Raw genomic sequence first — 12,385 nt, 5'->3', positions numbered from 1 at the left:
TGCCGATCCGCCGCGAGGATGCCTGGCGCGAGGATCCCGCTGACCGCCACTACAACCAGCCGATCCGGCTCGACCGGGAGCAAGGCGGCGACCGCCTGACGCGCGAGGATCATCTCTACGACTTCATCGTCGAGATCGACCACAACGCCGCACCGCGCGTCGCCGGCCGCGGCAGCGCCGTATTCCTGCATCTGGCGCGGCCGAATTTCGCACCGACCGCTGGCTGCGTCTCGATGACCAAGGCATCGATGCTGCGGCTGCTGCGGCGGATGTCGCCGCAGACAAGGATCATCATTGAGTAGGTAACTGAGCATCGGTTTTCCCACGCGACAAGCGCGACGCGTTTGTGCTGAGATCGCGCGCAAGACAAAAACATTCCCGCGGGAGCGAACCAACATGCTCGACAACAACCAGATCGCGGCCGCCTCAAAAGTTCTGCACGGGCATTGGCATGCCGGAACAAAGCTCGGCGCACTCGACAGCACAATGCGGCCACGCGATCGCGCCGAGGGCTATGCGGTGCAGGCTCGGCTGGAACAGACGTCGCGCGAAAAGCTGATCGGCTGGAAGATCGCGGCAACCAGCGCGGCCGGCCAGAAGCACATCAATGTCGCCGGACCGCTCGCCGGGCGCATCCTTGCGGAGACGTTGATACCGGATGGCGGCACTGCGTCGATGACGGGCAACGAGATGCGCGTCGGCGAGCCCGAATACGCATTCCGCATGGCGCGTGATCTCACACCGCGCACCACGCCCTACAGCGTGCAGGAGGTGCTGGAGGCGGTCGACACACTGCATCCGGCGATCGAGATTCCGGATTCGCGTTTCACAGACTTCGTCGCCGCCGGCGAGGCGCAGCTGATCGCCGACAATGCCTGCGCGCATCTGTTCGTGCTCGGACCCGCAACGTCGACAGACTGGCGCGCGATCGACCTGGTCGAGGAACGCCCGACCATCACGCTGCGCGGCGAGCGTTACATCGGCCACGGCAAGCCTGGTGCGCCAACGAACTGCGCGCGCTCGGGCTGACATTGCGGGCGGGCGAGGTCGTCACCACAGGCACCTGCCACCCCCCGCTCCCGATCGCCGCCGGCGATGTGTTCGCGGCCGATTTCGGCGCGATTGGAAAAGTGTCGGTGAAGTTCGCGTAGGCGGCGCACTCGTCCCTGCGAAAGCAGGGACCCATACGCCGCGGCCTCAGGAAAGGGCACGCGGCTATTCCGAAGCGCCAAGCCCACACCGTCATCCTGAGGTGCGAGCGGAGCGAGCCTCGAAGGATGCACGGCCCGGCTGGTGGCCGTCGATCCTTCGAGGCTCGCCGAAGAGGCTCGCACCTCAGGATGACGGGTCCGATACGGCAATCCTCGGTGTGATCCTGGCGGAAGTCCCAACCACACTACGCGTGCGGCTTCGTCCTCGTGCCGAAAATCGCCGACCCCACCCGCACATGGGTGGCGCCCATCGCGATCGCCACGGCGAAATCGGCGCTCATCCCCATCGACAGATTTTTGAGCCCATTGCGCGCAGCGATCTTGGCGCAGAGCGCGAAGTGCGGCGCCGGCGCCTGGTCGACCGGCGGGATGCACATCAGGCCTGCGATCTGCAGGCCGTATTTGTCGCGGCACGCCGCAACGAAGGTATCGGCGTCCTGCGGCGCGACGCCGGCCTTCTGCGGCTCCTCGCCGGTGTTGATCTGGACGAACAGTTCCGGGTGCTTTTGCTGAGTTTTGATTTCCTTGGCTAACGCTTCGCAAATGCTGGTGCGGTCGACCGAATGGATCGCATCGAACAGCGCGACCGCCTCCTTGGCCTTGTTGGACTGCAACGGCCCGATCAGATGCAGCTTCAAGCCCGGGTTGGCCTGGATTAACTCCGGCCACTTGCCTTTGGCCTCCTGCACGCGATTTTCGCCAAATACGCGCTGTCCGGCGCCGATAATCGGCAAAATTGCGTCGGCTGCGAAGGTCTTCGACACCGCGATCAGCGTCACCGACGCGCGGTCGCGTCGCGCTTCCTTGCAGGCATGAGCGATCTCCTGCTCCACGACGGAGAGGCCAAAGGCTGGGTCATGTGGTGAATCGGCCGATAACGGCGTGGTCGGGCTTTGCGTCATGCTTGTGCCGTTCTCTGACAGGTGCGGGGGTTGGCTCGAATTTTACCAAATTCGGGAAAGGCTTTTTGAAGCCCTGCATTTTACCCTGCGCCCGGGCAAGGGAATAGAATGTCGGGCGTCACTTTCAACCGCAACCGGGTCAGACTCAAGAAGGTTCTGGGCATTCGTGCCCGGCTCGCCTTGCTTGCGCTGATGCTGGTCGCGCCCCTGATGCTCGATCGCGTCCGCACGCTGGAAGATTCCCGCAGCAAGCAGATCGCACAAGCCTCGGCAGGGTATGCCAGCCTCACCGCGCAGGCCGCCGAAACCCAGCGCGAGGTAGTCTCCTCAGTCGAGACCATGCTGAAGTCCGCCGCCTATATCCGCGCCTCCGGCGGCATTGCGCAGAGCTGCGAGGTGCTGCGCGCCAGCCTGCCGACGGTGCTGCCCTGGATCCGCAGCATCATGTTCGTCTCCAGGGACGGGCTGGTGCAGTGCTCCACGCTCAACAGCCAGGTCGGGCTCAATGTCGGCGACCGCGAATATTTCAAGAAGGCGCAGGACAACCGCGGCTTCGTGTTCAGCGACTACCTGCGCGGCAGGACCAATGGCCGGCCGATGATGATGGCCGCCTATCCGGTGGCCGCGATCAATCCGGAGCTGGATTCCGTCGTCGTCTCCGGCATCAACATCGACTGGCTGTCGCAGATCATGGCCAATCTTGGCGGCCAGCCCGGAATGTCGGCCGTGCTGGTCGACTCGACCGGCGTCGTGGTCGCGGCGCCCGCCGACCATGCGAGCCTGATCGGCCGCTCGCTCGACACCATCCCGCTGATGTCGGCGATTGCGGAGAAGGCGCTGAGCTACGACGAGCCGTCCGGCTCGGTGTCGTTCACGGCGTCCGACGGCGCGCAGCGCACGCTGAGCTTCGCCCGCATCGCCGGAACGCAGTCCCGGCTGATCGTCAGCATGGACGAGGCCAAGGTGACGGCGGCGATCAACCGCGAGATCCGCACCGCGTATCTGCAGCTCGGCTTCGTCTGCCTTTTCGTTTTGTTGGGTGCGCTCGTCGGCGCGGAGCGGCTCGTGATCCATCCGATCGAGCTGATGACCGGCATGGCGCGGCGGTTCGGCGAAGGCGACTGGTCGGCACGCGTCGCCAAGCACAAGCTGCCTTCGGAATTCGTGCCGCTGGCACGCGCCTTCAACGCGATGGCGGCCCAGCTCAGCCAGCGCGAGCGCGAGCTGGTCGCCTCCAACGATCGCCTCACGGTGATGGCGTCGATCGACGCGCTGTCCGGCCTCGCCAACCGCCGTGGCTTCCAGAGCCGGCTCGACTTCGAATGGATGCGGGCACAGCAGTATGAATGCGAGCTGTCGCTGATGATGATCGATGTCGATCACTTCAAGCTCTACAACGACACCTACGGCCATCCCGAAGGCGATGCCTGCCTGACCAGGATCGGCGAGGTGCTGTCCGGAATTGCCGCCGACACGATGGGCTTTGCAGGCCGCTATGGCGGCGAGGAGTTCTGCCTGTTGCTGCCGAACACCGATGCCGCGCATGCGCTCGCGATCGGCGAGACGGTGCGATCAGCGGTGCTCGACCTCGCCGTGCCGCATGCGCCCTCGAGCTATTGCGTCGTGACCGTCAGCGTCGGCGTCGCCACGACCAAGCCGAACGACACCCAGCGCCCCGGCGACCTGATCGAAGCTGCGGACGCCGCCCTCTACGCCGCCAAGCGCCGCGGCAGGAATGCCGTGATCGAGCACGGCTTCCTGCAGACGCTGGATGAAGCCGGGATGGCCCTGGCGAGCTGAGGCGCTGCCGTTCAAACTCGCACAGAACTTCCAGATTTCCGCAGCGAGCGAAGAAAGCGCGCCTGTCGATATCGCAACGGTATGCGGAGCTCGCACGGGTTCATCGTATAATGATTGCCTGAAGACCCTTCGCCGATCGCGCCGAGCTCAGCCGCGGAATGACTGTGGCCACTTCGGCTCGTATTCGTCAGCATTGCAATTTCAGGCCAGTCATGACGGCGCCGGCTCACCTGCCTGTGACTGACTGATAAATATCCGGACTCGGCCAACGCCCTCGACTTCGCGGAAGTGGCCTAGCTCGGCTCGTATTTCGGGATCTGATTTCGCCCATGCCAGCCAATCAAACCGAAACGTGCTGAACAGGTAGGTGTCGACGAGAATGACATCTGGATGCCCGTTCCTCAGGTTCGTCAGCAATTGACGCCGTTCAAAAGCTACAACGTTGTTCAATTTTGCTCGAACGCGGTCGCTCAAGTTCGGGTCTTGCTCGCGAAGGATTGCACCCCCCGCCAAGAGTTGTGCGCAGGAGCTACCTACCCAAACGCCGTGGAGTTCGCGGACAAGCGGATGTCCCAAAGCGATGTGGTCGGTGATCGTGAGCAGACGCGGATGCTTCGCAAGCGCCTGGACACGCTGCTCCAGTGGCGGGAAGCCGGGTGCCGGCGTCGACAAATAAATGCCGATGAGCACGATGACACAGACGCCGGCAGTTACGACTGACGTGCGCATCGTGTTTGCGCGGTACAGCAGCAGGGGCGCTGCAATCGCGAGCAGACAAAGCGAAAAAGCTGTATAGGGCCATCCCTTGCCTTGAACCAGAAAGGCCGCAGCTCCGCCGACCGATGCGGCGAGCCAAGGCGTTGCCTCGCTCCACGCTTTGACGTTGTGAGAAGCCGCGATACGCACGAAACCGACAGAAGCGCCTATCACGGAAATCGGGATCAGAATGAGACTGACGAACTCCATCCTGATCGGCAGATAGGCGTCCGCGACCATCGGAGCATAGGTGAATAGGTAATCAGGGAAGACGACAGCGACGACCGCCGCATAAGCAATTGCGGTGACAGCGGCTACGGATGCTTCGACCGTCAACAGCGGTCTGATTGACCGTTGACGTACGATAGCGACGATGATCGGAAGCCCCATGACCAGAGCAAAGAAGGGCTTGATGCTCATGGCCAGCCCCGCACCCAGTCCGACAAGGATGGCGACTGGTCCGGGATCCATGCCCCTCCAACGTATCGCGGTTATGGCCACAAAGGGCGTCAGCGCGACCACGGCAATGTGTTCGCGTTGTCCAAACACGGAGCCAGGAAGAATTGCGAAGAGCAGTGCAAAGCACCATGCCAGGACATCCCGCTCTCTGGTTTCGTAGCCGGCATGCCTGGCCGCGCAGTCGATCATGAGGAGCGCGCCGGCAATCTCGATGATCACAAGGACGATCACGACGAATTCGGGCGCGACGCCCGTCATGCGGGCCAGCATCGCTGCGGGCATATACATATAGACCGACAGAGGCGGGTTGGACTCGAAGAGGTCGACCCCGAGCGTCTGCCCGGCCAGAATTTTCTCGTTCGCGGTAAGGAGCCAGCCGAGGTCCGCGTTGAGCACAACAGGTATCTGGATTAGCGACGCTGACAGAAGAATCGCTGCGACAACAATCCAACGTCGATACATGTTGGGGTAGTTCCTCCAGACCGCTCTAACCATTGCGGTGCACGCTAATCTCCTGCGAAAGGGTTAAAAAGCTGCTCCGCGCTTGCTGGATTTGCACGACGCAGGGCCACAGCTGACTTCGACAACAGGGTTCATTGGTGATGGGTCCCTGCTTCCGCAGGGACGACACCTGTTGTGCGGCGGCGTCTTTCGGCCAACAAAGTCAGATCGCGATGTCTGATCTCACCCGGCTATCAATTCATCGGCCCGGCGGCGCGCGGCGCTTGTGTTTGGCGGCGGGCGCGGCCGGCTCCGGCGTTGCCTCCTTCACGCCACCGATCCTGCGCAGCGCGGCGTCGGCGGCGCGCTCACCGCTCTCCCAGGCGCCATCGACGGTGCCCCACAGCGTCTCATGCGTGGCCTCGCCCGCGAGATACATCGCGCCGATCGGCTCACTCAGAATCCGGCGGGAGAATTGTGCGCCGGGTGCTGCGGCCGACATCGCACCTTGAATGAAGGGCTGTGCATTCCAGCGCGTCGTGCTGGTCTTCTTCACGGCGGCACCGACCTCGCTGCCATAGAGCTTCGTCAGCCATTCCATCGCGAACGCCGCCATCGCCTGCTCGCCCCGCGCGGACAGGTCGCGGCCGAACGAGCCCGCGACGTCGATCGTGCACAGCGAGGAGCCGGCGATATTGCCGTAGAGCAGCGCCGTCCTGGTCGAATTGCTCTGCTCGATGATGACGTCGTCGCGCGACAGCCCGAGCGGATTGCCGGGGATCTGCAGCGCGATGCGGTCGTAGCTGCCGAGGGTCAGCTTGGCGGCGGCATCCAGCGCACGCTTCGGAAGCTCAGGTGCAAACTTGATATTGCCGCCGGCGAGCACATTGCTCGACACGGTGACGATGGCGGCGCGCGCCGTGATCTTGCCGGAAGGCGTCTCGACCATCACATCGCGGTTGCTCCACAGGATGCGCTGTGCCGGCGTCGACAGCACCAGCGGCAGCCCCTCGCCGAGCTTTGCGATCAATGCGCCGAGCCCCTGCCGGCAGGCGATCGCGGTGTTGCGATCCTGCGCGCGCACCTTGTCGGCGGCGGAGAGGTCCTTCAGATCCTTGCCGCTGAAATTGGCGCCGAGCAGAAATTCCGCGGTACCGGCCCAATCGCCGAGATCCTTCGGCATCGCTGCGGCACAGGCGATATCGGCCTTGCGCGACGCATCGTCGATGGCGCGATTGGCGCGCACCAGCGCCGCCAAGAATTCCTCGGTCTCGCCGGGACGGGCGTTGCGCCGGCCGATGCGGATCTTCTGGCCCGCGGGCGCGGTGACGATGTCGAGGCCGGCGGAGCGCGCGAGCCGGATCATCGGATTGGTTTCAGGATTGTGCATCCAGCGCGCGCCGCGGTCGAACGGCACGCCGAATGTCGACGTATCGGTCTGGCAGCGGCCGCCGACCTGGCTCGCGGCCTCGACCACGATCACCTTGCGGTTTGCGGCGGCGATCCGTCGCGCCGCGGCAATGCCTGCGGCGCCGGCGCCGATCACGACGATGTCGGCCTCGCGCGGCGGCGGCGCAGCGACAGCCCGGCCGCCCAGCACAGGCATCAGCGCAAGACCTGCGGACGCCGACAGGAAATCGCGGCGGGTCACTGTCATGACTTAGCTTCTGGCATGGTTTCCGGAGACTTGCGGGGAATGGGAACGCTTCGCGAACTGTGCCGCATCTCACCGACCGCAGCAACCATCATGGTAAATCAATCATGATTGATCCGCCGTCGGCATGAACTAAATTGCAACGGCTTGCGACCATGATTAAGTGAACACAAGCGGTCGTAGAACCGCTGGGGGGAATTCATGGGCTTGATGCTCGATACCGTCGGCAAATGGATCGCGGGGTACCTGCAAAAGGAAGTCCCCGGCTACGAGCCGTTCACGCCGAGCGATCCGGACCAGCTGCGGGGCATCATGCAGCCCGGCGATGTGCTGCTGGTCGAAGGCAACAACCGGATTTCCGGCATCATCAAATACCTGACGCAGTCGACCTGGTCGCACGCTGCGCTGTACGTCGGCCTGATCGACGGCGCGTTCGAGCCTGACGGCGAACAGCATGTGCTGATCGAGGCCAATATCGGCGAAGGCGTGACCTCCGCGCCGCTGTCGAAATATCTGGCCTATCACACCCGCCTCTGCCGTCCGGTCGGACTGTCGTTCGAGGACCGCACCACGGTGTGCCGCTACGCCATCAACCGCATCGGCTTCGGCTACGACACCAAGAACATCGTCGATCTCGCGCGCTATCTGTTTCCGCTGCCGATCCCGCAGCGCTGGCGCCGCCGCATGATCGCGTTCGGCTCCGGCGATCCGACCAAGATCATCTGCTCGGCGCTGATCGCGCAGGCATTCGACGCCGTGCGCTATCCGATCCTGCCCAAGATCACGCGGGCCGCCAGCCGCAAGGCGCGCCGCGAGATCCTGCATATCCGCGATTCCTCGCTCTACATGCCGCGCGACTTCGACATCTCGCCCTACTTCGAGGTCATCAAACCCACCATCGTGCACGGTTTCGACTACACGGCCCTGCACTGGGCCGACAAGCAGAAGCCGCTCCAGGAGGTAGCGGGCGAATTCGGTGTGTTTCCAGAATCGCCGCCGCTTGTTCCTGAAGCGACTGACGAAGAGGCGACGCTTCCGGCTGCGGAAGTGATCGCGGCGGAGACCGCGCCGGCGTGACGGGCGCCGATGTCAGGATCGGAAAAATCGCGTGTTGGCCGCGTCGACCAAAACCTTCGTCGCATCGTCCGGCTTCGTCGTTGAGTTCGGATTGCTGCACCACTAGGGTGCACGCGCTTCAGGCTTGTTTTCATTCGGTAGTTTTACGGTGCTTTCGATCATAGATTTCTCGGCGATGGCTGCGGCGTCGGAGAAGGTCCCGGCGCGGTGGCGTCGTCCGTTCATCGCGTGGCTGGAGGGGATCGAGACCGGGTGGTCGATCCCGCTGCTGCTCACCCTCTTTGTCGCGATCTGGACCGCGTATCTCGTCATCGCCTATCTCGGCGCCGGCCTGCATCCCGACGTGCTCGAGACCTGGACGCTCGGCCGCCAGCTCGCTTGGGGATACCCCAAGCATCCGCCGTTGATGGGCTGGATCACGCGGGGATGGACCGCGCTCTTCCCGCTGACCGATTGGTCGCTGCAACTGATGGCGATGGTCAACGCCGGCGTGGCGCTGTGGGCGGTCGACCTGATTTCGCGCCGCTTCGTGCGCGGCGAGAAGCGGGTGATCATCCTGCTGCTGTCGATGCTGCTGCCGGTCTACCAATTCCACGCCCAGCGGTTCAACGCGAACGCGGTGCTGCTGGCGGTCTGGCCGCTGGCGACCTACTGCTTCCTGCGCGCGTTCGAGGCGCCAAGGCAGCCCGGCTGGGCGATCGCAGCCGGCGCCGTCTGCGCAATCGCCATGCTCGGCAAATACTATTCGATCTTCCTGATCGCGAGCTTCGTCTTCGCGGCCGTGCTGCATCCGGATCGCCGCCGCTATCTGCTGTCGGCCTCGCCCTGGATCTCGACGCTGGCCGGAATGCTCGTGCTCGGCCCGCATCTGCACTGGCTCGCCACGACCGGCGCGACGACGTTCGACTATGCGCTGGCGCATGCCGCCACCGGTCATGTCGCCGCGCTATGGGAAGTCTCTTACTTCATCATGGGGCTGATCGCGGCGCTCTCGGTCGCGGCGGTCACCTGGGTGTTCATTGCCGGCCCGCGGCTGGCGCGGTTGCCGACGGATTTCCGCGCGATGAATCCAGGGCTCCGTTTGCTGCTGCTGGTCGCAATCGGCACCATCGTGTTTCCGGCGATCGTCTCGCTTGCGGTCGGCACCGACCTGCCCTCGCTCTGGGCGGTGCAGGGTCTCTTCCTGTTCATCGTTCTGATCGTGTGCGCAACGAGCTACCCGATCGAACGCTTCTACACGGTCAACCTGACCGTCATGGTGGCGGGTTTCGCCATTCTTGCGGTCACTGTCGGCGCTCCGCTCCATGCCCTCTATCGCAACGTCTACGGCTATGAAGAGGGCCGCGGCTTCTATCATGCAATCGCGACCGAGCTGACGGCACGATGGCGCGACGCCTCCGGAACGCCGCTCGTCGCCGTCAGCGGCGACGACGCGCTCGCCTTCGCTGCGGCTTTCTACAGTCCGGACCATCCGTTCTATGCCCGGCCGCTTGCCTATCAGTACACCTGGGGGTTGCCGCGCAAGACCACGCTCGATCGCGGTTGGGCCGCGCTGTGCTTCGCCGATCAGCTGGATTGCCTGAGCTGGATGGAGCGCACGACATTGCGCGCAGCGGATGTCATTCGCTCCGAGTTCGACGCCCCGGCGACCTTGCTGGGCAGGCTCGGCCATACACGGCGGGTCGTGATGCTGCTCGTGCCGCCCACCCGCGAACCACCCGCCATGCACCCCGATGTCGAGGAGTTCAGCTCGAACCGCCGCCCGCGCATCTGATCAGAATGTCGCCGCCACCGTCAGTCGCACGGCAAGCGGCTCGGCGGGATGTACGTGGCGGTCGGCGACGCCGCCGATCGGTTCGCCCGGCAACCGCGACAGATAGTAGTATTCGATCTGGTTGGTCTGCGCGTTGAAGAGATTGAGGACGTCGAGCTGCAGCCGCATCCCGTTGTCGAATTTGTAGCCGGCGCGGGCGTTGACGATGAACGACGACAGCGAGCGGACGCTATCATCCTCGATCAGCGGGCGCGGGCCGAAATAGCGGGCACGCAGGCTGCCGAACCAGCCCGTCTCGCGGCCGAATGTGACGCCGCCGCTGGCGACCCAGGCCGGTGCGCCGGGAATGAAATTGCCGACCGGATCAACATCGGTGAAGCGCGCGCGGGTGTAAGCGAGATCGAAATCGAGGCTCATCCACGGCAGCAGTCTGTACTGGTTGGTCCACTCGACGCCGACGCGCCGGCTCGGCCGGCTCGGCTCGGTGGTGCCGGCGTCGCCGACGAACAGCAGCTCGGAATCGAAGTCGAGCACGAACACGGCGAGCGACGAGGTGAGGCCGTCAATGGCCATGGTGCGGATACCGAACTCGGCACCCTTCGAGCGCACCAGCAGCGGCACGCGATCGAGCGGCGTGACCTTGTCGTTCGGATCGACCGTGATGGTCGCGCCGCGGATATCGTTGGAATGCAGACCGAAGCCGGCATTGCCGTAGAGCTCGGTCTTGTAGCAGGGGCCGAGCACGATGCCGGCCTTCGGGCTCGTCATCGCCGCCTGTGCGTTGCCGGAATTTTGCGGCGTATCGCTCAGCACGTGGCCGGCGAAATAGTCCTCGCGGATGCCGACCGTGGTGCGCAGCCAATCGGTCCAGCGCGCCGTGGTATCGGCCCACAGCCCGACATTGCCCTCCTGTACCTGATCGTTGCGCACGGCGGACAGCATCTCCCGCTGCGCGGTCTTGAACAGTCCGACATTGATGTCGTCGTAGCGGGTTTGCATGCCGACCCGGGTCTCGGTATCGATGCCGGCAATGCGGATATCGGCGGCGTGGCTGGCATCGACACCATAGACGGTGCGCCTGTCGGTCTGGCTGAACTGGTCGCCATTGACGGGGTCGTCGAGGAAATAGGTGAAGTCGTTGTAGAGCTGCAGCGATGAGCGGATCACATAGGCGTTGAGCTTGGTCTGCCCGTAGTCGCTGGACTGCGCCCAATTGCCGGACAGGCTTAAGCGGCTGGAGGTGCCGCCATCGGTCGGATCGAGCGAACCGTAACGATCGATCAGGCCCTGGTCGATCGCGCGCTGTGCGACCTGGTCGGTCGAATTCCATCCGTTGGAATAGCCCATCGCGGTCAGCGAGAAGCCGTCGGTCGCGGTGCCCTGGCTGTAACGCAAGACGCCGTTGAGCTTGCGTATGTCGTCCGGCACGACCCACGGGCCGTTGTATTTGTTGGCCTCGAAGGCTGCGAGCAGCGTGCCGTCACCGACCTTGGTCGAGCCCGCGGCCGTCGCGCGCTGATAACCGAAGCTGCCGACGGTCAGCTCGGCGGTGTTCTTGGGCAGCCCGTTCAGATAATTGATACCGACCGCGCCGGCGGACGCGAAGTCGCCCTTGTCCGCGTAGTAGGGACCCTTGCGGACGTCCATCGACTGGATCAGCTCCGGGATCAGGAAGTTGATATCGGCATAGCCCTGGCCGTGACCATGGGTCGGCATGTTGACCGGCATGCCGTCGACGGTGATGGCGAGATCGGTGCCGTGGTCGAGATTGAAGCCCCGCAGGAAATACTGGTTGGCTTTGCCTTCGCCGGAATGCTGGGTGACGATCAGGCCCGGCACCGCCTCGAGAACTTCGCCGACACGCGAGACCGGCCGCGCATTCACTTCGCCGCCGCTGATCTGCCGCGCGCTGGCGGCGGTCGGCTGCAGATTGAGAGCAGACCCGGTCGCAGAACCGGCAGTGATTCCGTTGGCAACAGCAGTCGGCTGGCTCGGTTGCGGCATGGCGGGCTTGCGGTCACTGGCGGCGGCATGGTGTGGACGCTGCGACGGTCTGGCGCGCTTGGACGTCACCAGTGGCAACTGCCCCGGAGCGGTGACAACGGTCTGTCCTTCGGCGACCGGCGCGAATGCGGCAATGGATGCTGCGGCGAGAAATATCCGCCATGCAGTACGACGCAATGCCCATGCCCCCGCATGATACCTGTTACAGTCACGCGACGACCGCGCCAGCCCAACCAAACCCGGCGCAGCAACGCTAGCAAGCACGGTATGACGTTACAATAAAATTATCATACTGACGCCGGCAACA

Annotated in this window: 8 protein-coding genes and 1 pseudogene; 5 read left to right on the top strand and 4 right to left on the bottom strand. The window is 64.1% G+C overall.

What is annotated here, in order from left to right; genetic code table 11:
- Positions 1–302, top strand: a 302-nt coding sequence (locus tag FNJ47_RS38795; protein WP_163161100.1) for a L,D-transpeptidase family protein, incomplete at its 5' end; no start/stop codon positions are given.
- A gap of 94 nt (positions 303–396) precedes the next feature.
- Positions 397–1,151, top strand: a pseudogene (locus FNJ47_RS38790) (2-keto-4-pentenoate hydratase).
- A gap of 245 nt (positions 1,152–1,396) precedes the next feature.
- Here FNJ47_RS38790 and FNJ47_RS38785 read toward each other — a convergent pair.
- Positions 1,397–2,113 carry a YggS family pyridoxal phosphate-dependent enzyme gene (locus FNJ47_RS38785; protein WP_163161099.1) on the bottom strand — a complete coding sequence of 239 codons (717 nt, stop codon included), beginning with the start codon at positions 2,111–2,113 and terminating at the stop codon, positions 1,397–1,399.
- Between the two features lie 108 nt (positions 2,114–2,221).
- Between FNJ47_RS38785 and FNJ47_RS38780 the strand changes: the two genes are divergently transcribed.
- Positions 2,222–3,913: a sensor domain-containing diguanylate cyclase gene (locus FNJ47_RS38780; RefSeq protein WP_163161098.1), complete on the top strand. Its 1,692-nt coding sequence runs from the start codon at positions 2,222–2,224 to the stop codon at positions 3,911–3,913.
- 210 nt (positions 3,914–4,123) lie between these two features.
- Here the strand turns inward: FNJ47_RS38780 and FNJ47_RS38775 are convergent, their stop codons facing one another.
- Both FNJ47_RS38775 and FNJ47_RS38770 read right to left on the bottom strand, forming a co-directional pair.
- A complete protein-coding gene (locus FNJ47_RS38775) occupies positions 4,124–5,590 on the bottom strand; it encodes a hypothetical protein (protein ID WP_163161097.1) in 1,467 nt (488 codons plus the stop codon).
- Between the two features lie 238 nt (positions 5,591–5,828).
- A complete protein-coding gene (locus FNJ47_RS38770) occupies positions 5,829–7,226 on the bottom strand; it encodes a flavin monoamine oxidase family protein (RefSeq protein WP_163161096.1) in 1,398 nt (465 codons plus the stop codon).
- A gap of 198 nt (positions 7,227–7,424) precedes the next feature.
- Between FNJ47_RS38770 and FNJ47_RS38765 the strand changes: the two genes are divergently transcribed.
- Positions 7,425–8,300, top strand: a complete 876-nt coding sequence (locus FNJ47_RS38765) for a YiiX/YebB-like N1pC/P60 family cysteine hydrolase (RefSeq protein ID WP_236000342.1) — start codon at positions 7,425–7,427, stop codon at positions 8,298–8,300.
- Positions 8,301–8,475: 175 nt separating this feature from the next.
- On the top strand, positions 8,476–10,074 hold the full coding sequence (locus FNJ47_RS38760; protein ID WP_163161102.1) for a glycosyltransferase family 39 protein: 1,599 nt from the start codon (positions 8,476–8,478) through the stop codon (positions 10,072–10,074).
- Here the strand turns inward: FNJ47_RS38760 and FNJ47_RS38755 are convergent, their stop codons facing one another.
- Complete coding sequence (locus FNJ47_RS38755) at positions 10,075–12,078, bottom strand: TonB-dependent receptor (RefSeq protein ID WP_430649455.1); 2,004 nt, start codon at positions 12,076–12,078, stop codon at positions 10,075–10,077.
- Positions 12,079–12,385: the final 307 nt, after the last annotated feature.

This window comes from Bradyrhizobium uaiense (assembly GCF_010811875.1).
GTDB classification, from domain to species: domain Bacteria; phylum Pseudomonadota; class Alphaproteobacteria; order Rhizobiales; family Xanthobacteraceae; genus Bradyrhizobium; species Bradyrhizobium uaiense.
Note: the sequence above shows the minus strand (reverse complement) of the source record. Positions and strands in the feature narration are given on the sequence as shown.

What these genes read in the sequence shown, in the direction of transcription:
- FNJ47_RS38785 (WP_163161099.1), bottom strand. Translation starts at nt 2,113, where the DNA reads ATGACGCAAAGCCCGACCACGCCGTTATCGGCCGATTCACCACATGAC.
- FNJ47_RS38780 (WP_163161098.1), top strand. Translation starts at nt 2,222, where the DNA reads ATGTCGGGCGTCACTTTCAACCGCAACCGGGTCAGACTCAAGAAGGTT.
- FNJ47_RS38775 (WP_163161097.1), bottom strand. Translation starts at nt 5,590, where the DNA reads ATGTATCGACGTTGGATTGTTGTCGCAGCGATTCTTCTGTCAGCGTCG.
- FNJ47_RS38770 (WP_163161096.1), bottom strand. Translation starts at nt 7,226, where the DNA reads ATGACAGTGACCCGCCGCGATTTCCTGTCGGCGTCCGCAGGTCTTGCG.
- FNJ47_RS38765 (WP_236000342.1), top strand. Translation starts at nt 7,425, where the DNA reads ATGGGCTTGATGCTCGATACCGTCGGCAAATGGATCGCGGGGTACCTG.
- FNJ47_RS38760 (WP_163161102.1), top strand. Translation starts at nt 8,476, where the DNA reads ATGGCTGCGGCGTCGGAGAAGGTCCCGGCGCGGTGGCGTCGTCCGTTC.
- FNJ47_RS38755 (WP_430649455.1), bottom strand. Translation starts at nt 12,078, where the DNA reads ATGCCGCAACCGAGCCAGCCGACTGCTGTTGCCAACGGAATCACTGCC.